Genomic DNA, 17,947 nt, shown 5'->3' on the forward strand with positions numbered 1-17,947 from the left:
TCGCTTTTCGATCCGCTCGCACTCTCACCAAAAGAATGGGTCTGAAGCCCCGTCCTTATAGGACGGCTTTAATTCTCTTTAATTTTATCGATTAGATCAATAATATATGGTATGGTCGAGTAAATCAAACAGCAAAAAATAATGAAAGCAAGGTATCAGTACAGAATCTATCCAACCGACCAACAACGACAGAGCTTGGCTCAATTGTTTGGCTGTGTTCGAGCTAGCCTGGAACGATGCTCTTGCACTTTGCAAGCAATCAGAAAGAAGATTTAAATCAGCAGAACTCCAGAAAATAGTAATTACTCAAGCCAAGCAATCCGAAGAAAGAGCTTGGCTAAGGGAAGTATCGGTAGTTCCTTTGCAGCAATCCGTAGCCGATTTGGAGACAGCTTTTAAGAACTTTTTCGATTCCTGCAAAGGCAAGAGAAAAGGACGTAAAGTTGGGTATCCCAAGTTCAAAAAGAGGACTAACAATTAATCTGCTAGATTTACTCTTCGCGGTTTCTCCAGGTCGGAGGACGGTGGTGTCTATTTAGCCAAGATTGGGATTGTCAAGCCGATTTGGTCGCAAAAGTTACCATCTGAGCCTAGCTCTGTCACGGTAATCAAGGATTGTACAAACCGCTATTTCCTGAGTTTTGTCGTAGAAGTTCAGCCAATTCAGTCTGAGGCTAAGAATCCAAGTATCGGGATTGATTTAGGGATTAAAACCTTTGCGGTGATGAGTAATGGCGAGAAAGCCGAAAGTCCTAGCTATAAAAAGTTAGACCAGAAAGTTCGCAAACTGCAACGCAAATTAGCCCGCCAACCAAAAGATTCTAGGAGAAGAAATGTAACTCGCATCAGAATTGCCAAGTTGCACAATCAAATTGCCGATACCCGTAAAGATTTCCTGCACAAATTGTCAACCAAAATAGTTAACGAAAACCAAGTGATTGTTTTGGAGGATTTGAACGTGTCGGGCATGGTCAAAAACCGGAAGCTTTCCAGGGCAATTAGTCGGCAAGGATGGAGAGAATTCCGAACACTTTGCGAGCGTCAGTCGGAGAAGTTTGGTAGGGAGTTCAAAGTAATTAGTAGATGGGAACCTACCAGTCAAGTGTGTGCAGACTGTGGGTTTAAATGGGGCAAGATTGATTTATCTATTCGTTCGGTTCTTTGTTTAAGTTGTGGCACCGAGCAAGATAGAGATGAGAATGCTGCTAAGAATATAGAACAAGTCGGGATGGGGAATCGCCACGACTTTAAACGGACGCGCTCGGGACTGTAAGACTACTTCGGTAGCTTTTCCCCGATGAAGCGTCAAGAATCACCGTTCCTTCAGGTCGGTGAGTATTTCAATCATCCAAATATATTATTCGGATGCCACCGGGAACGATCTAAATCCTATCGACCCTAAAAAGAAGGATTAGCTATTAAATTGGATCGATTTTTCATGGTATTTATTAAACAATGGGAGTGGTGGTAAAAGTTTTATTTTTACCACCACTCCCATTATTTAATTTTACTTAATTAAATGCTGAAACTTAAGCATTTATAGCAACCGCTTTCCTCAGTTATACCGTTTCAGTGTGAATGTTTTATAAAGCATCGAAAGTTAATTTTACCGAGCAACTAGGGCATCGGTTCAGTAAAAGAAATTGACACAAGTGGCATAGTATGTATGTTGATGTAGACCTTGGCAGGGCGATCGCATGAGGAAAAAAAAATGGTTGGCGATCGCGTCGCGATCTACTGTCGCCCTCATGCGATCGCCCCTACATAACACATATTTCGTTCTTTTTGTCAAAATATTCTACTGTACCGACGCCCTAGGGTAGACTATAAATAAGGTGTGACACCAATAAACTTTATGAAACGTAGAACATTTAATACACTACCTTTTTTTGCACTTGGACTCGGCTTCACAAGCTGCAATCCATTCCCATTTCATTCTGATTCCCCTCCTAGAGAGCGCGGTATTGAGTTGACTGGTGAAAATGATTCAAATTCCTTTGCTGCTCAAAATCAGCTTAACTGGATGGGGCACTGGTTAAGGGAAGATAAACGCGAGGTTTTGGTACGAGAAGTGGCACAAGAGTTCTCATTTTTACATCAGAATATCGCTCTCAAACTTAAATTTTGGCAACAACTGAATTTGGCGCATAAACCGGGGACAGCCAAAGCGATCGCATCTGCAATTCGATCGGGAAAGTTAGATTGGGATATTGTTTGGTTGGATGAAGATATTTACACCCTAGTTTCAGAAGAGTTAGGCAATCCTAAATGGGGAGAACAACATCTCGTCAACTTTGAAGAAGTTGCAGGATTTACAGAAACACAAAAACCTTTTATTATTCAAGATCCGAGCTATCGCAATCAAACCGGGGGATTTTTAGTCGGCCCTTATATAGAGGGATATTATCATGCGCTGTTTTATAATAAAAATGTTGCCGCTCAAATAGGCATTAAAATCAAATATGAAGGAATGACTTTTGATGACCTCCTCGGTTATGCTGAAGCTGTAAATCTCTACAATCGCCAAACTAAAAATAACATCGCCACATTTTATGAGAGCAAAGATTGGATGACACTAGAGATTCTGTTTCAAAATTTAGTCAAATCAGAAATTTTAGATTTTAAGGAAGCCAAATCGGAAGTCGGTTCATCTGAAAAGAATGCTGCCCTCTTCAAAACATTACAAGCATTAGAAACGCTAGGTAAGTTTAATCCATTGATTCCATCGCATCGAGAAAATAATTGGGCAAATACCCGACATCTCATGTTGGACGATCGCGCTCTCTTTTATGTCAATGGCACTTGGATGTACAGCCACTGGCACGGAATGGATGCTCAAAAAATGTCTAAGATTGTCCCTGTAGAACTGCCTTCTTTTCAAAAAACTAACCATTATTTAGGAGGTTATATCCCAACTTGGGGAGTCTTAAAAAACTCTAAAAATCGCGATAGCGCTATTAAATTGCTGATGAATTGGTGTACACCAAAAGTTGCAGAAAAATGGGTTCGCTATACCAGAAATCCGACGGGAATTAGGGGAAATCTCGCTGTTGCTGAATCTGGGATAGATAGTTTCGGAGAGTTTCAAAGTGATATCACTGCCCGGTATGGTGCCAATGTGCATTATTCTAACTACACGGGTTATCTATTTGGAGCCAAAAATCGCAATTTATCGAAGGTGCTTCATCAACAAATCAGAAATCTTCTAGCGGGTGAGATTACTGCTAAAAATTCCTACCAACAAATTTTATCGAAAATTCAATAAATCATGAAAAAGTTTTGGCAAAGCTTAGCATTTAAGATTGGGACAGCAGTCATTGGTGTTGAGATCGTTGCACTCACTTTAATGGGTTCTTACTATGTCAATCGATTTTCTAATGAGATTGATAAAACACTCACAACACAAATCCAATTGCCAGCAAAACTAATTGCTCAAGGGTTGCTAAATTATGAAGCAGTCAGAGATCGCGCTGTGATGGAAAACCTTGTGGGAGAAAAGTTATTAGATACATTAGCAATTGGAACTAACGGCAAAGTCTATTATTCGATGAATTCAGAGGATGTAGGCAAATCGGTTAAAGCGATCGCAGGCTTCAAGATTGAGGAAAACTTCGAGCAAACCTTTAAGGTGAAGCAAGTCATCGCAGTTTCCGATGGATTAATCCACATTGCACCGCTGCGTCTAGAAGATGGAAAATTGATTGGTTTTTTGTATATCAAAGCTGGAATCGAGCGAATTCAAAACCGCAAGAAAGACATTATTATTATATTTTTACTGGGGTCATCTGCTTGTATTGCTGCAACATCTGCTGCAATTTTATTGCTGTTTAATTCTACAATATTTAGCAGAATTAAAGAAATTTTACAGATTCTCAAACAAGTTGAATCCGGCAGTCTAGATGTGCGCTGCGATCGCAAAATTCAATCCGATGAAATAGGAGAGCTGCAATTGGGTGTGAACTCTACAATTGAGCGATTATCCGATTTGCTAAGTAACTTAGAACAGCGAGTTCGCGATCGCACTGAACAATTAGCAGGGGCTTTAAAGGAAAATAAAATTTTACTTGAAGAATCCCAACAGCGCGCGATCGAACTCAAACAAGCTAAAGAAGCTGCCGACAATGCCAATCAAGCCAAAAGCGAATTTCTCGCTAATATGAGTCACGAACTGAGAACTCCACTCAACGGCATTCTTGGTTATGCCCAAATCCTTCAACGTTCCAAGCACTTGGAGAAAAAACATAAAAAAGGATTGGGGATTATTTATCAATGCGGATATCACCTTTTAACTTTAATTAACGATATTTTAGACCTCTCTAAAATTGAAGCTCGCAAACTAGAACTCATTCCCACAGATTTCCATTTTCCCTCTTTTTTAGAAGCAGTTACCGAAATTTGTCGCGTCCGTGCCGAAGAAAAAGGAATTGACTTTATATACGTACCCGAATCTAACCTACCTGTCGGTATTCATGCTGATGAAAAGCGGCTGCGACAAGTCTTAATTAATTTGCTGGGAAACGCCATCAAATTTACAGAACAAGGTGGCGTGACTTTCGCGATTCAAGCACAGGCGATCGCATCAGATCCATCAACCTATCGCTGGCGCTTCCAAGTTAGCGATACAGGAGTTGGGATGACTCCAGAGCAATTAGACACAATTTTTCTACCCTTTGAACAAGTGGGAAATACGAAAAAACAAGCAGAAGGCACTGGCTTGGGACTGGCAATTAGTTGGAAAATTGTGGAGTTAATGGGCAGTCAAATTAAGGCACAAAGCCAACTGGGTAAAGGAAGTATTTTCTCTTTCGATATAGAAGTTCCAGAATCGCAAAGTTGGGCAACAATTTCTCGCACCTCTCAACAAGGTACGATCGCAGGATATCGAGGCACAAAACAGCGCATTTTAGCGGTGGATGATAAGTGGGAAAATCGTGCAGTATTAGTTAATCTTCTTGAACCAATTGGATTTGAAGTTATCGAAGCAAGCAATGGAAAAGAAGCGCTAGAAAAAGCCGTTACACAGCCACCCGATGCAGTGATTACAGACTTAATGATGCCTGTAATGCACGGCTTTGAATTGCTGCAACACCTGCGCCAATCGCCAACATTGAAACAAGTCGTTGCGATCGCCTCCTCAGCCAGTGTCTTTGAAGCCGATCAATTTCAAAGTTTGGATGCGGGTGCAGACGACTTTTTGCCCAAACCCATTGACGCAGAATTGTTGCTGGCTTTGCTACAAAAATATCTGAAGTTGGAATGGGTGTATGAAAATGTGGCGACACCAGAACCGACACCTCCTGTATCCGACATCCGAGAGTCGCAGCTACCCCCAGCCAACCTTCTAGCGCAACTGAACGATTTAGTCAAATGGGGGGATTTAGACGAACTTGCCGAAGTTGCCGCATATGTACAACAAACTCATCCGGAATGCGCTGCTTTCGCTCAACACTTGATTCAACTGGCACAAAATTGTCAGGTGAATGAGCTAAGACAAGTATTAGGAAAAGCTGTTAATGCGTAAATATTTGAGATTAGACTATTGACTGATTTTATGATGCAGATATAGCAATCATTGCAGGAGTCGTAAAAGTTTTACCCCTCCCAACCCTCCCCTTACTAAGGGGAGAAAGTAAGAAATTCACAAATGATTTAGGATTGCTATGGTCAGAATACTGAACAAGAAAACAAGAAGTTGCTCTTTCGTCCTCCGACTATCAGGGGGATGCGAGGGGGATCTCCGGGGAATTAACAGTGTTAACTGAACCGTATTGATTCATAAATCAGCTTTTTTAGTGTCAAATTTTCTCAAAAAAAATCAATCGATTTTAACCACAAATAAACGCAGATAGATTTAACAACTATCTGCGTTCATCTGTGTTTATCTGCTTAAATCTGCGGTCAAAAATCAACCACCAGCAACGGCTGGGACAATACTCACTTCATCACCATCTTTAAGAGCAGTTTCCGTACCTTCCAAAAACCGGATGTCTTCGCTGTTGACGTAGAAGTTGAGAAATCTTCGAGGCGATCCTTGTTCGTCGCACAGGCTTTTTTTGATGCCGGGACAATTTGTTTCTAACGCTTCAATCAGTTCGGAAATGTTTGCACCACCGCATTCTATTGTGGCTTGATTGTTAGTGAATTTTTGCAGTGGTGTGGGAATTAAAACTTTAACGGTCATGGTTAGTTGTTAATTGTGAGTTGTCAGTTGTGAGTTGTCAGTTGTTAATTGTTAGTTGTTGATTCCAATAACCAATAACCAACAACCAATAACTATTAAACAGAAGCTTGCTGCCATTCCAAACGTTCGAGTGTCCGGGCGCGTTCGAGGGCGCGCTCGAAGGCTTCCAGTTTTGGTTCGAGGGTGATGGGTTCGCCGATGTAACCTTGGACGGCTTCTTGGGTTTTCAAGCCGTTGCCGGTGATGTAGGCGACGGTGGTTTCTTCGGGGTCGATTTTACCTGCTTCTACGAGTTTTTTCAAGACTGCGATCGTCGTGCCGCCTGCGGTTTCGGTGAAGATGCCTTCGGTTTCTGCTAGCAGTTTCATGCCTTCGATGATTTCGGTGTCGCTGACGGATTCGATGTTTCCGCCTGTTTTGCGGGCGATGTCGAGGGCGTACATTCCGTCTGCTGGATTGCCGATCGCGATCGATTTAGCAATTGTATTCGGTTTGACTGGTGTTACGAAGTCGCGACCTTCGCGGTATGCTTGGGCGATCGGGGAACAGCCGTCAGCTTGAGCGCCGCTGAACCGGACTTTCTTGCCTTCAACCAAGCCGACTTCGGTGAATTCGTTGAAGCCTTTATAGATTTTGGTGAACAAAGAACCGGAAGCGAGGGGAGCAACTACGTGATCGGGCAATTTCCAACCTAGTTGTTCGATAACTTCGTAGCCGAGGGTTTTCGAGCCTTCGGAATAGTAGGGGCGCAAGTTGATGTTGACAAATCCCCAGCCGTGTGTATTGGCTACTTCGCAGCAGAGGCGGTTAACTTGGTCGTAGTTGCCGTGAACTGCCATCACAGTCGGATTGTAAATTAAGGTGCCTAGGACTTTGCCTGCTTCTAAGTCGGAGGGGATGAAGACTACGCAATCTAGTCCGGCGTGGGCGGCGATCGCAGCCGTGGAGTTAGCTAAGTTGCCAGTGCTGGCACAAGATACTGTTGTGAAACCCAATTCTCTCGCTCGGCTGAGGGCGACTGACACCACTCTGTCCTTAAAGCTCAGAGTGGGCATATTGACGGCATCATTTTTAATGTAAAGATTTTTGAGACCGAGGCGGCGCGCTAAGCGGTGGGATTTTACTAAAGGAGTCATCCCCGTGCCGACATCGATGACGTTTTCTGTAGCGACTGGTAAAAATTCGCGGTAGCGCCAGATTGAGTTGGGGCCTGCTTGGATGGTTTGGCGAGTGACGCGGCGGCGGATGGCGTCGTAGTCGTACTTGACTTCTAGCGGGCCAAAACAGCAATCGCAGACGTGCTTGGCTTGGAGTTCGTACTCTTCGCCGCATTCTTTACATTTGAGGGCTGTGAAGGTTGCTGCTGTGGATTGGGTTCTGGTCGCCTGGGTCATAGCTCAACTCTCTAGTTTTGCGATGTTTTCTTAAGTCTTAGGAAAGATTAGCACGCTCGATCTACCCCGTCAACTATACCCGATTTTTTTAGTCGGGATTAATTTTTGGCAGTTTCTTGCCCGAAATTGGAGGTTGACTGATAGTCCTCAATCTCTTTCTCAGAAAGGGTTTTAAGCTCTGCTGGGGAATGCTGGCCCAGAGGAAAATTATCTCAATTAACCGAACTCAAGAACAATTTTGCTGCAAAACTAATTTCAAAACTTTATAAAGTTTTTTGTGCTGGGTAAGTCCTAGACGCAACTCTCATATTTAAAGCAAAGGTACGTTGTTGCGATGCAAGCGCTCTTTCATAGATATAAAGAAAGAGCGCTGAAGCGCAACTACGTACCTTGAGGAAATCCAAAATTGTATTATCCACCGCTGACGGGGGGGATGAGTACAACTTCGTCGCCGTCTTGGAGGATGGTGTCGGGGGAGACGAATTCTAGGTTGACGCCGAAGCGGGTACGATCGCGCCACTGTTCTAATTGAGGGTATTGGCCGATCGAGCTTTCGAGCACTTCAGATACCGGGGTTTCGGGAGGAAGTTCTAGTGTAAGTTCCGAAACGCCGTAGGCTTCACTGAAGGCGGCGAATAGTTTAACGGTGATGGTAATCGAAGAGTTAGACACGGCTGTTTTGTGCGATCGACAGTTTGGCAATAATCAACTACACCATACAATTAATTGAGAATTACGCGCACCCAGGCTTAGAATTGAAAGCGGCAATCTTTAGTTAATTTTTAGCAGAGCTGGTAAAAATGACCGTTGATTGCAGCATAAAATCCGAACAGCCTTGTATGCCCATCGCTCTTACCAACCAGGCGTTAGAAGCAGTTGGCATCCACTTAAATGCAGCTAGCGAAGATTGAGTTAGCTGGTGTTGAGCCGAGGGCAAGACTACTTTTTGAGGAGGCGGTATCGATACTTCCCCGTAATTGTGGGAGAGTAGCAAAATATCGAACTAACTTTAGCGAGTAACAAAGCAGACTATGCTCTGCTAACTGGCTGATTCCCGACGAAAAATCTGGTTGTCCAGTCCAGCTTATAATTTCCAAAGCTTTGCTCCGCTTAGGAAGCGTGCCCTTCGATCTCAGAATAATAGTCAAGTTAACGCGAACCTGATATTTATGGCAAGTAACGATTTTAAAGTGCTTCAAATTATTGAAGCTAAAGGCTGGTATGCCTTTGGGAGTACGAAGCAAAGCCAGCACGTTGAGAGGTGGGTAAGGCCTGTGGTGTGTTGGGTTTTAATAGAAGATAAAAAAAAGCGGCGGATTGTGACTGCTACCGCTAGCTATCAGATCCAGATTGATGACAAAGAAGTCGAGTTTTTTGCCCATGAAAGCGAAATTCAAGATATCGAGAGCCTCCCCAAGTCTGTCTCGGTATCGGAATTTCTCAAAACAGAAGATTGAGATCGGGTGCACAAGGAGATTGTTTAACAAGTTATTAATCATTCCTTAGTAATTCCTTAAACTTGCTGCCGGATGCTTTTTCAATTGGAGGCAAAATCACTCTAATTGAGGAGAGGAGGAGAATTTATACTTTTGCCTTGCCTTCGGTATCTCTAGCCAAAGGTCTTCGGTACCCCAAAAAATAAAGAGGCCGGAAGATTGCTGGCATTGCCAACACGCTTCCGACCTTTGCTGAATAACAGGGTATGCATATGTTTTTAAAGTATGGCAGGCAAGCCTTATAAATATCAAGAGGACTATTGCAATCACCCACAGTAATTCCTTAAACTTGCTGCCGGATCCTTTTTCAATTGGAGGCAAAACCACTCTAATTGAGGAGATGCCAGATGAGAAGATAGCGAGAATTTATATTTTTGAGTTGCCTTGTGCGTCTCTAGCCGAAGGTTTTCAGTACCCAAAAAATAAAGAGGCCGAAAGATTGCTGGCATTGCCAACACGCTTCCGACCTTTGCTGAATAACAGGGTATGCATATGTTTTTAAAGTATGGCAGGCAAGTCTTCTAGATATCAAGAGGACTATTGCAATCACCCACTTTTACTTTTTGGGTATGTTTGCAAGGCTTCTACTATTTTAGACTGGAATTTTGAAATTTGAGGGCGGTGATGGTTACAGGTTAAGGATTCTAGCTATTTTTGTGTAGCACTCGCTACATAAAAAAGGCGGGTCGATCGCCCGATCGGCCTAAATTGTTTGCATTCAAAGAGCAAAAGTGCGATGGCTGCGCCCCCGCTTGGGTGCTGCGAGTTCAAACCCCAGTAGCAACAGGTTCAGGCATCTGCTGCCGCATCCGTCGCCCCAGGAAGGCCATCCGCACACCGCCCGCCGGCCCTAAAGTCACCCCTCGGCGTTTGGCTTGTACGGGCTTTTTCTCGGCTAAGGTTAAGTCGAAATCGCGCAAAATGGTTGCGATCGCCAGTTTCATTTCCAACTGCGCCAGCGCTAAGCCGATACAACGGCGACTACCGCCCCCAAAGGGCAAATATTCGTAAGGCGAGAATTGCCTCTCCAAAAACCGTTCAGGCTTGAATTGCAGCGGTTCTGGATACAAATCTTCCCGGCGGTGGGTTAAATAAATTGAGCCGAAAACCACCGTACCCGGTTCGAGTTGATGGCCCATTAGTTCCACGGGTTCCCGCACTACTCGCGGAAATGTCAGCATTCCCACTGGGTAAATTCGCAGTGTCTCTTGACAAACTGCACTCAGGTAAGGCAAGCGGGAAATCTCCATTGGGTCGGGGTTTTCGCCCAAACTGTCCAATTCTTGCAGCAGTTTCTGGCGTACCGAGGGCAAACTGTGAATCCAGTAAAAGGCCCAAGCTAGCGCTGTTGCTGTGGTTTCGTGGCCAGCAAACAACAGCGTCATTAATTCGTCGCGCAATTCTTCATTCGTCATTGGTTCGCCGTTTTCGTCGCGGGCGGCCATCATTAAGCTGAGAATGTCGGTACGATCGGCATTTGGTTGCTGTTTGCGCTCTTCTATTTCGCCGTCCATCAGTTCGTGAATTTTTTGGCGCTGCTGTTTCATGCGTCCCCAAGGACTCCAAGGGCCCCAATCTTGCTGCAACCAGGGCAGAAATAGGATACTCGATCGCACCGGAGAGCCGGTCATATCGATAATTGAAGCCAGCAGCGGGGAAAGTTGCTGCAACCGCGGCCCTTCATTCAGTCCGAAGACTACTTGCAAAATTACCCGCATGGTGATTTCCTGCATGGCTGTGCGGGCGACAAAAGGTCGATCGACCTTCCACTTGCTAGCAACATCTTGGGTAATATCGCAAATTTGCTGGCCGTAGTTTCGCATCCGTTCCCCGTGAAAGGGTGGCATCAATAATTGACGTTGCCGTTTGTGCTTTTCTCCGGAGATTACAATCATCGATTGTTCCCCCAGGACTGGTTTGAGAATACCGTTGATATCGCCTGGAGCATCAAGCGCCTTGCTGTTGAGCATTTCCTGGATCGCTTGCGGGCTGTGGATCATCACGAAGGGTTCAAGGTTGCCCCATCGAGTCGTGAAAATCTCCCCGTACTTTTTGGCGTTGCCGTCCATGTATGTCAGCGGATCGCCAATCCATTGAATTAGCTGCAAGAAGCGGGGGGTTTTGGGACCGTCAGGTAGGGTCATAAAAATTATGGCGCTGTTAGAGGACGCGGGTAACATCCATAGGAATCCCGCAGAAAGCGGGTTGTACGCTCTCCCATAATTTTAAGAGATTATTCTCGAACGGTACTCACAATGTCCTGTCCGAGCTCTGTAAAACGGACTGTTTTAATTTGCCAAGGAGCATAACTGGTTAGGGTTTGGCGCACGCCTCCGAACAAACCTAACATCTGACAGCTTGACAGATTTTGCAATTTCTGGCGCGAATTCCCTGAGGCCCGTAAATCTACGGTAGCGATGCCGAGGTCGCGATCGATTTTAAGCCGATAACCAACTAAACCCAGACTAGCGAAAATCTCCTGCTTTAATACTTCATTAACGGCCGATGACATTAACTGGTTATCTGGGCCTGTAACTGTTGCTGGCTTCAGACTTTGACAAAGATTGTCTACCTCATAAACCGTAACTGTAGCTGTGCTTTCTGGTACTTTGGTACTCGGTAAAACCGAGCTAACAGAGTTAGAGGGCTCCGGTGGGGCCGATCGACTATCAAGTTGATTGCCGGTTAGCTGTAGGTGCGGGAACTGACGGGTTCTTGCTGAGGGTTGGCTCTGGTTTTCGGCTGATTTAGCTGCTGCATCGTAGCTAGAACAACTGCTACCCCCGATCAAAATTAATCCAGTCGCTAAATACCCGAACTGTTTGCAGATAAGGTTCATAACTTTTTAATACTCAACTAAACGTCAGTGTAGGTCGGGCAGAATTTTGGTGGTAGCAAGCACTTAATCCCTAATTACACTCACTTAGAAGTATTTCCGCAGTATGAAGACGAAAATAAGTTCAGAGTTATTGTTTAATAGTCCGGACAGTTTTTAGATCGCAGCCTGAAACCCTTGATTTACCCGAAAGCGTATCGTGTGCCTCGTTAGCGTAGCCCTCGCAGAGGATCGCCATGAAACCCTGATTCTACGGTCGGCAATCAAAAATGTCCGAAATATTGCTTGCTAATACCTTTATTTTAGTGTTAGATTACACAAGAGGGGTATCTCCCCTCATTGGTGCAACCCTGCCGTCTTCGTATCTCCGCAGATCGACCTCGCGATTTAAATCACAAGTTAGATCAAATACCTTGTCAGTGGTGTGATGTACCCGATGCAAATTTAGCTATTCCAAGGTCTGAGGTAACAGCCTCTTTCCGGTTGGCGAAAGCTTGAGTTTGATAGTAGTAATGACGACAGAATTTAGAGTTGGCCACGTATTGTGGCATGGTTCAACAACCGCGCCGAAAGCACCGCGATAAGGAATGTACAAGTAGCGAACAACATACAGAAGATTTCAGCAAACTGAAGTACAAAAAAAACTGGTTTCCGTAAGGCTGCACCTGTGAGTGTCGGCCATGATTCCGAGTTTCTGATGTGCAGTCGATCGAGCTGAAATTTGCTGTGATTTGGATCTCTAATTAACTTGCGTATCAAGATTATTATCGCAGAATCAGGTGCTTTTTGTAACAAATTTACTAAAAATCGAGCGAAAACATGATCGAACAGCAATTAACAAAAGTTTTGGCGACAGCAGCGATCGCCCTGTGCGCTCTGACAGTGGCTTCTGCGCCAAGTTATGCCCGGCCGACAGTGGGGGAAAGCGGATTTTGGTGCAGCACCTCGACAGGTGCGCCGGTGACGCTGTACCAAAACCCTCAAGGTGCAGTAGAGCCTTGGATTGAGTGGACTTCTGATTATTTTTCCGGTTCGGGCTACGATCCGGCAACTCGGTGTCAATTGGTCAGCCAACGCCTCGAAAGCTATCGCCGCAACCGAATGCTGAGGTACATTACCGTTGGTCAGATGAACGGCCAAAATGTCATCTGCACGGCGAATCAAGTCAATGGTGTGTGCCAAAATTTGATTTATACCCTGCGGCCGGGCCAAGACCCGATCGGCTCTTTGTATAATTTGTTAGCTTGGCGTCAAGGACAGGTGGGGATGCCCTCTACGGAGGAAAGCAGCCAAATTCCTTACATTGATGTGAGAGAAAAGCTAGGGGAAAAACTAGGGGAAAATATGGGCGATCGGGCGCAACTGCCCCCTTTTTCTGGGCCCTCGGAACTGCGGTAAAGACTGGAAAATTGCCAATCTCATTGCCAATTCCCGGGGGTGACGTGGAAAACTTGGCGCGACAGGCGACGATACGCATCAAGACCTCGAAATCCTCGGGTTCTGGGGCGATCGTCCAGCGCCAGGGACAAACGTATACTGTGTTGACTAGCTGGCACGTTGTGGCTTTCGACAAGGGCGATCGCACAATTATCACGAGCGACGGCCAGATCCACCAACTGTTGGGAGTTCCGCAGCGACTGGGCGATACGGATCTGGCGATCGCTAAATTTCGCAGCGCGATCGAGTATAAAGTAGCGCCGATTGGCGCGCAGCAGCCAGCGGTGGGAGAGCCGCTGCTGGCGGCCGGATTCCCTGCGGAGACTGGGGCGTTGGCCGTAGCGCAGGGGTTCGTAGAACTGCTGCTGCCAAAATCTTTACCTGAAGGCTATAGCTTGGGCTATACAAATGAGGTTAAAATTGGCATGAGCGGCGGCCCGATTTTTAATGCCAAAGGTTTCTTGGTTGGGATTAACGGTCGAGGTAAGTATCGAGATCCCGGTTTTGGCGTCTATGCTTTTGAAGATGGAAGTGAACCGACGCCGGAATTATTGGAAAAGATGGTTAAATCTAGTTGGGGAATTCCTATCAGTACATATTTGCAGTTCGTCTCGTCTCATGTGGAGAGTTAGCGATGAATTCGTGGGGTTTGCGGTTTGATGCGCTGACAGTCATTTTGACCGGTGCAGTAACGGCGGCAGCAATTGTCGGCCCACAATATGCTGCTTGTGCTAAAACAGCCCAAGAAATTGCAGAGGTAGCGATGTTCACAACTGTAGAAGTGAACAACACGCTGGGTTTTGCGGCTGGTGGCTCAGGAGTAATTATTGCTAAACAGGGGAATATTTACACTGTTCTGACGGCGAATCACGTAGTGGCAAGTCTCGCCCAAGAATACAGCATTCGCACTCATTCGGAAAAAAGCTATACAGCAATCAGAATACAGCGACTCCCGAAAAACGATCGCGATATAGACTTAGCTTTGATCCAGTTTCAGAGCCGAGATCGGTATCCAGTAGCGCCGATCGGCGAATCGCAACGTGCTGTTGTCGGTTCTACTATTTACGTTGCTGGCTATCCGCTACCAGTCGCCTCTGGATCTGAAAGAAAACTCGAATTTACTGCTGGTATTATCTCTTCTCGCGTCGGTCGCGCATCATCCGGGTACGGATTGCGCTATCAAGCTGTGACAAGGCGTGGGATGAGTGGCGGGCCTGTATTTGATGCTGATGGCAGGGTTGTGGGAATTCACGGCCAGGGTGATACTGTTGGTACGGTGCAGAGCCAGTGGAACGGTCAGACTGAGGAAATTAAAACTGGGTTGAATGCCGCCATCCCGATCGATGCTTTTACGGCGTTGCGATCGCAAACCTTACCTAACGGGTTTGATATTCTCAGCAATATTGCCATCAACCGCAGCTCTCCCCAAACTCAACCGAATCTCCAGCGGGGGGGATTTGTGTGCGATACCTCAACAGGAGAACCAGTGACTGTATATCAAAATCCCCAAGGGTTTAGAGAGCCTTGGATTCGCTGGAATTCTAATTTCTTTTCTAGTGCTGGCTACGATCCTCTGACTCGCTGTCAACAAGTGACTCAACGCCTAGATAATTATAACCGCAACAAACAGCTTAATTATGTCACTGTCGGTCTGGTAAACAATCAAAAAGCGATTTGCACGAGCAGCCGGATTAACGGGCCCTGCGAAGGTTTGATCTACACGTTGCGCCGCGATCAAGATCCAGCTCCTGCACTTAGCACTTTCTTCGTTTGGTTGGCGAATCAAAAGGCTAGACCGTCTCTTTTTGAAAGCGGCGCTCCGATTTATATTAATCTTGGGGAACGACTAGATGTAGATATTGCCGAACCCTAAAGAAACAGTTTGTAGTGCGGACTTCAGTCCGCTTTATGCTGCGGACTGAAGTCCGCACTACAAACCTTACTTATTGGAGTCAATCGATCGGACGCGATAGAAAGGTTGCGCTCAGAGTAAAAAAAGCAGATAGCCTTTCGGCTTCGCTCAAGGTAAAAAGAAGGAAGACGGAAGAAGGAAGAGGGAATAAAATTAATGGTTTCAGCAATCAACAAAGTTGTCACCGTTTTGGGGATTGCTATAAAAATTTGAGATATTTGACAGATTTATGATTCGACATAGCAGAAGTGATGATTTTTTGCAACACAAAAGCTATAAAATTACTGTTACTTAATCCAAGTCAAATTTTTCAGGTATAAAGAAGCATGACTGCAACTACGCCGAAGGCAACGTCAGCAATTCCTAGTTTTTGTGAAGGAATCCAGTATTTCTCGGAGAATGTGCCGGGTTTTGAGACTTACGGGAAAACACCTGCGATCGCCCAAGGAAGCAATTCGATCGCCGATCCAGCAGATCCAGCCGCCGTCTTTCAAACGATGCTCGGAGCAGACGCCCTGCGCTACTTAACGCTGCAAATCACAGCCAGCAAGGCATCGGGACATCCGGGGGGTTTTGCCAGCCAAGCTGAGGCCTACGCTGCGTTGGTGATGTTGGGACACAAGAACATTGTCACCGAAGTCGGGCACCACGCGCCAGGATTTTATAGTGCCATGTTTCTCGATCGATCTTTAGAAGACATGGGAATTACCAAAGTGCAGCAAGCGCGCGATAAATTCCGCGAAAAAGACGGTTTATTAGGACATCTTTCCGGCTTCATTCCCGGCCTTTTAGCACCAGCAGGCCCCCTCGGACAAGGACAGCATTTCGCAATGGCGGGCGCACTTTTGCACCCCGACAAACTGTTTGCTTTCACAATGGGCGACGGTGGGATGGGCGAACCCTATCCGATGAGCAGCATGGGACATTTTCACACTGCTTATCCGAAAGCTACTAACTTTTTGCCAGTGTTAGTTTGGAACGGATATTCCCAAGAACATCACAGTATGGTTTCGACTAAAACTAATGCTGAAATGATTGCTTATTGGCAAGGAAACGGTTTTAAAGAAGTCATCTTAGTTGACGCTAAGGAATTTGATGACAAAAATCAACCGGAAGCTTATGTTGACAGCACGGCTTTTTCCCTCGAACAGCGGATGGCATTTACCAAAGCTGTTTTAGAAGGAGTTGACAAAGCAGCCAAATCTGCTCTCGGCGGCAAATTAACTGTGTTTATTATCAAACAGTTAAAAGGTGCAGGCGTACACGCATTGGGTGCAAAATCTCACAACCTTTATCCGAAAGATACGCTGGATGCTCCGCACATTGTCAGCGCCTTAAAACAGCGGGCTTTGACTGCTGAGGCGTGGCAGTTGGTGCGGACAAATTGCGAACGTGCTGGTGGCGGGCCTGCTGCGAAAACCGTTGTTACTGAGTTTACATTGCCGCTAGCAGATTTGGGAGAATTGCCTTTAGAAGAATTTGCGGTTGGTGGAGAAGCGAAGATTTCGACAACTGCAATGGGACGTTTGGTGGGAACTGTCGGCGAGCGCGATCGCACTTTTCTTGTCACCAATGCAGACGGCAACGAAGCATCAGCAATTGCCAACATCAACCAAGCTCTCAAAATCATTCACCCGACGACGGATGATTTGTACAATCAATCGCCAAACGGTCAAGTTTACGAACCTTTGAGCGAAGATGCTTGCGCGGGTTTGGCAGTAGGATTGTCGCTATTTGGAGCGCGGAGTTTGTGGTGTTCCTACGAATCTTTTGCCATCAACGGTTTACCAATTTGGCAAACAGTAACGCAAGCAATGGCAGAATTGCGCCGTGCAACTCCGGCAACTGTCACCTTATTTACAGCGGGTGCATTGGAGCAAGGCCGCAACGGTTGGACGCACCAACGCCCGGAAATTGAGGCTTATTTTGCGGCGATGATGCGTAACGGAAATGTGTTTCCTTTGTTTCCACCGGATGCTAACAGCATTCAAGCTTGTTATGATTGGGCTTTGAGTGCCAGAAATAAGGGAGTTGTGATTACTGCGAGCAAGTCGCCGCTGCCAATTCGTACTACTTTTGCACAGACTCGCCAAGGTTTAGAAGATGGTGGAATTGTGTTGCACGAAACAACCGGAAATAAGAAAGTTGTGTTTGCTGTTGTCGGCGATATGACTTTAATGCCGGTGTTTGAAGCGGCGGCATCATTGGAGAAAGAAGGCTTGGGAGTGCGGATTGTTTCTGTTGTGAATCCCCGCCGTTTGTACCGTCCCAGCGATGTTGCTTGGAATACTTGTTCGGAAGCTGACGGTGGCTTTTTGAGCGATGAGAAATTTGCCGAAATGTTTGGTGGAGATGCCTTGATTGGCGTGACAGGCGGTGCTTCTGGGATGTTGGAGCCGGTGATGCTTCGCAGCAATTGCCCGCGCGATACTTTCGCATGGAAGCGGGGGGAAACCACTGCTAGCGCTGGTGAGTTGATGGCGTTTAATGGGTTGACGGCTGATGCTTTGACTAAAAGGGCGATCGGGCTAGTTGGTTAGGTTATAATTTTCAAGTCTCCCGGTTTGTTACCGGGAGATTCTTAAGGATTGAAAAGGTATGTTGTTGCGATGCAAGCGCTGTTTAATAATCCAAGAAAGAGCGCTTAAGCGCAACTACGTACCAAGAAAGGTATGTTGTTGCGATGCAAGC

General features: G+C 45.8%; 16 protein-coding genes. 11 read left to right on the forward strand and 5 right to left on the reverse strand.

The features are described from left to right. Nucleotides 1-141: 141 nt before the first annotated feature. The 5 genes from JGK36_RS33910 to JGK36_RS18220 all read left to right on the forward strand — a co-directional run bounded on the left by JGK36_RS33910 (nucleotide 142) and on the right by JGK36_RS18220 (nucleotide 5,521). Nucleotides 142-276 carry a helix-turn-helix domain-containing protein gene (locus JGK36_RS33910; protein WP_363319154.1) on the forward strand — a complete coding sequence of 45 codons (135 nt, stop codon included), beginning with the start codon at nucleotides 142-144 and terminating at the stop codon, nucleotides 274-276. After that, a complete protein-coding gene (locus JGK36_RS33915; protein WP_363319161.1) occupies nucleotides 215-481 on the forward strand; it encodes a hypothetical protein in 267 nt (88 codons plus the stop codon). Before JGK36_RS33910 ends, JGK36_RS33915 begins: the two co-directional genes overlap by 62 nt. Before the next feature lie 81 nt (nucleotides 482-562). Continuing rightward, entirely contained in the window at nucleotides 563-1,273 is a 711-nt protein-coding gene (locus JGK36_RS33920; protein WP_363319694.1) for a transposase, read from the forward strand. 582 nt (nucleotides 1,274-1,855) lie between these two features. Next, complete coding sequence (locus JGK36_RS18215) at nucleotides 1,856-3,265, forward strand: extracellular solute-binding protein (protein WP_293181030.1); 1,410 nt, start codon at nucleotides 1,856-1,858, stop codon at nucleotides 3,263-3,265. A 3-nt stretch (nucleotides 3,266-3,268) separates the two neighbouring features. Then, on the forward strand, nucleotides 3,269-5,521 hold the full coding sequence (locus JGK36_RS18220; RefSeq protein WP_293181033.1) for an ATP-binding protein: 2,253 nt from the start codon (nucleotides 3,269-3,271) through the stop codon (nucleotides 5,519-5,521). A gap of 384 nt (nucleotides 5,522-5,905) precedes the next feature. Here the strand turns inward: JGK36_RS18220 and JGK36_RS18225 are convergent, their stop codons facing one another. The 3 genes from JGK36_RS18225 to JGK36_RS18235 form a co-directional block, all read right to left on the reverse strand. After that, nucleotides 5,906-6,181, reverse strand: a complete 276-nt coding sequence (locus tag JGK36_RS18225; protein ID WP_293181036.1) for a MoaD/ThiS family protein — start codon at nucleotides 6,179-6,181, stop codon at nucleotides 5,906-5,908. Nucleotides 6,182-6,276: 95 nt separating this feature from the next. Beyond that, nucleotides 6,277-7,575, reverse strand: a complete 1,299-nt coding sequence (gene thrC, locus JGK36_RS18230) for a threonine synthase (RefSeq protein ID WP_293181039.1) — start codon at nucleotides 7,573-7,575, stop codon at nucleotides 6,277-6,279. 411 nt (nucleotides 7,576-7,986) lie between these two features. Beyond that, a complete protein-coding gene (locus tag JGK36_RS18235; protein WP_293181042.1) occupies nucleotides 7,987-8,247 on the reverse strand; it encodes a MoaD/ThiS family protein in 261 nt (86 codons plus the stop codon). A gap of 497 nt (nucleotides 8,248-8,744) precedes the next feature. Here JGK36_RS18235 and JGK36_RS18240 point away from each other — a divergent pair, with 497 nt between their 5' ends. Beyond that, complete coding sequence (locus JGK36_RS18240; RefSeq protein ID WP_193973219.1) at nucleotides 8,745-9,032, forward strand: hypothetical protein; 288 nt, start codon at nucleotides 8,745-8,747, stop codon at nucleotides 9,030-9,032. Between the two features lie 806 nt (nucleotides 9,033-9,838). Here the strand turns inward: JGK36_RS18240 and JGK36_RS18245 are convergent. After that, nucleotides 9,839-11,215: a cytochrome P450 gene (locus tag JGK36_RS18245; protein ID WP_293196836.1), complete on the reverse strand. Its 1,377-nt coding sequence runs from the start codon at nucleotides 11,213-11,215 to the stop codon at nucleotides 9,839-9,841. A gap of 89 nt (nucleotides 11,216-11,304) precedes the next feature. Next, nucleotides 11,305-11,910, reverse strand: coding sequence for a hypothetical protein (locus JGK36_RS18250; protein ID WP_293181050.1), 606 nt, complete (start codon nucleotides 11,908-11,910; stop codon nucleotides 11,305-11,307). An 816-nt stretch (nucleotides 11,911-12,726) separates the two neighbouring features. On the opposite strand from JGK36_RS18250, the gene JGK36_RS18255 reads away from it, so the two are divergent. From JGK36_RS18255 to JGK36_RS18275, 5 genes are all read left to right on the forward strand, one after another. After that, on the forward strand, nucleotides 12,727-13,305 hold the full coding sequence (locus JGK36_RS18255; RefSeq protein ID WP_293181053.1) for a COP23 domain-containing protein: 579 nt from the start codon (nucleotides 12,727-12,729) through the stop codon (nucleotides 13,303-13,305). 23 nt (nucleotides 13,306-13,328) lie between these two features. After that, nucleotides 13,329-13,976, forward strand: coding sequence for a serine protease (locus tag JGK36_RS18260; protein WP_293181056.1), 648 nt, complete (start codon nucleotides 13,329-13,331; stop codon nucleotides 13,974-13,976). 2 nt (nucleotides 13,977-13,978) lie between these two features. After that, complete coding sequence (locus JGK36_RS18265) at nucleotides 13,979-15,217, forward strand: COP23 domain-containing protein (protein ID WP_293181059.1); 1,239 nt, start codon at nucleotides 13,979-13,981, stop codon at nucleotides 15,215-15,217. A 35-nt stretch (nucleotides 15,218-15,252) separates the two neighbouring features. Next, nucleotides 15,253-15,489 (forward strand): hypothetical protein, encoded by a 237-nt coding sequence (locus JGK36_RS18270; protein WP_293201035.1) that lies wholly within the window; start codon nucleotides 15,253-15,255, stop codon nucleotides 15,487-15,489. 93 nt (nucleotides 15,490-15,582) lie between these two features. Continuing rightward, complete coding sequence (locus JGK36_RS18275) at nucleotides 15,583-17,796, forward strand: phosphoketolase (RefSeq protein WP_293196837.1); 2,214 nt, start codon at nucleotides 15,583-15,585, stop codon at nucleotides 17,794-17,796. Nucleotides 17,797-17,947: the final 151 nt, after the last annotated feature.

Source organism: Microcoleus sp. PH2017_35_SFW_U_B, assembly GCF_020737865.1.
Taxonomy (GTDB): domain Bacteria; phylum Cyanobacteriota; class Cyanobacteriia; order Cyanobacteriales; family Microcoleaceae; genus Microcoleus.

Excerpts from the sequence above, each read along its gene's own strand:
- JGK36_RS33910 (WP_363319154.1), top strand. The coding sequence starts at position 142 with ATGAAAGCAAGGTATCAGTACAGAATCTATCCAACCGACCAACAACGA.
- JGK36_RS18215 (WP_293181030.1), top strand. The coding sequence starts at position 1,856 with ATGAAACGTAGAACATTTAATACACTACCTTTTTTTGCACTTGGACTC.
- JGK36_RS18220 (WP_293181033.1), top strand. The coding sequence starts at position 3,269 with ATGAAAAAGTTTTGGCAAAGCTTAGCATTTAAGATTGGGACAGCAGTC.
- JGK36_RS18225 (WP_293181036.1), bottom strand. The coding sequence starts at position 6,181 with ATGACCGTTAAAGTTTTAATTCCCACACCACTGCAAAAATTCACTAAC.
- thrC (WP_293181039.1), bottom strand. The coding sequence starts at position 7,575 with ATGACCCAGGCGACCAGAACCCAATCCACAGCAGCAACCTTCACAGCC.
- JGK36_RS18240 (WP_193973219.1), top strand. The coding sequence starts at position 8,745 with ATGGCAAGTAACGATTTTAAAGTGCTTCAAATTATTGAAGCTAAAGGC.
- JGK36_RS18245 (WP_293196836.1), bottom strand. The coding sequence starts at position 11,215 with ATGACCCTACCTGACGGTCCCAAAACCCCCCGCTTCTTGCAGCTAATT.
- JGK36_RS18250 (WP_293181050.1), bottom strand. The coding sequence starts at position 11,910 with ATGAACCTTATCTGCAAACAGTTCGGGTATTTAGCGACTGGATTAATT.
- JGK36_RS18255 (WP_293181053.1), top strand. The coding sequence starts at position 12,727 with ATGATCGAACAGCAATTAACAAAAGTTTTGGCGACAGCAGCGATCGCC.
- JGK36_RS18265 (WP_293181059.1), top strand. The coding sequence starts at position 13,979 with ATGAATTCGTGGGGTTTGCGGTTTGATGCGCTGACAGTCATTTTGACC.
- JGK36_RS18270 (WP_293201035.1), top strand. The coding sequence starts at position 15,253 with ATGCTGCGGACTGAAGTCCGCACTACAAACCTTACTTATTGGAGTCAA.
- JGK36_RS18275 (WP_293196837.1), top strand. The coding sequence starts at position 15,583 with ATGACTGCAACTACGCCGAAGGCAACGTCAGCAATTCCTAGTTTTTGT.